The sequence below is a fragment of the Microbacterium sp. MRS-1 genome (genome assembly GCF_000585455.1).
Taxonomy (GTDB): Bacteria; Actinomycetota; Actinomycetes; order Actinomycetales; family Microbacteriaceae; genus Microbacterium; species Microbacterium laevaniformans.
The window spans coordinates 1-675 of the sequence record NZ_JAUF01000139.1; the positions used below are offsets into that span (position 1 = coordinate 1).

General features: G+C 69.5%; 1 protein-coding gene. It reads right to left on the bottom strand.

The genetic code is table 11. The features are described 5' to 3' along the window. Positions 1-675, bottom strand: a 675-nt coding sequence (locus tag AS96_RS14585) for an IS256 family transposase (protein WP_231477304.1), incomplete at both ends; no start/stop codon positions are given.

Sequence of the window (675 nt, forward strand, 5' to 3'; positions counted from 1 at the left end):
TCTCCCGACGGTGAGGATGAACCAGCGGGACGATCCCGCCACTACCCATCTTGACGAGTGAGCGTTGCCAGGCCGCGCCGGGCAGGTTCGCCGCGATCGCGTCCACGAGCCCGGCATGGGCGTCGCTGGTGACGAGGCGGACCCCGCCGAGACCGCGGGCGACCAGGTCAGCGAAGAACGAGTTCCAGGCGGCCCCCGTCTCGCTGGTCGCGACCCGGAGGCCGAGGACTTCCCGGTGCCCGTCGCCGTTGACGCCGGTCGCGACGAGCACGACCGCGTTGATCACCCGCCCGCCCTCACGGACCTTCATCGTGAGGGCGTCGGCGGCGACGAACGTGAACGGCCCCGCGTCACCCAGGGGGCGGTGCCGGAACTGGTCGACGTGCTCGTCGAGGTCTGCGGCCATCCGTGAGACCTGAGACTTCGACAAGCTATGGATCCCGAGGGTCTTCACGAGCTTGTCCATCCGGCGGGTCGAGACGCCGGCGAGATAGCAATCCGCGACGACGGTGATCAGCGCGGTCTCGGCCCGCTTGCGGCGCTCAAGCAGCCATTCCGGGAAGTACGTGCCCTGGCGGAGCTTCGGGATCGCTACGTCGATCGTCCCGACACGGGTGTCGAGGTCGCGGTGCCGGTACCCGTTGCGTTGCGCGACACGGTCAGCGCTGGGCTTGC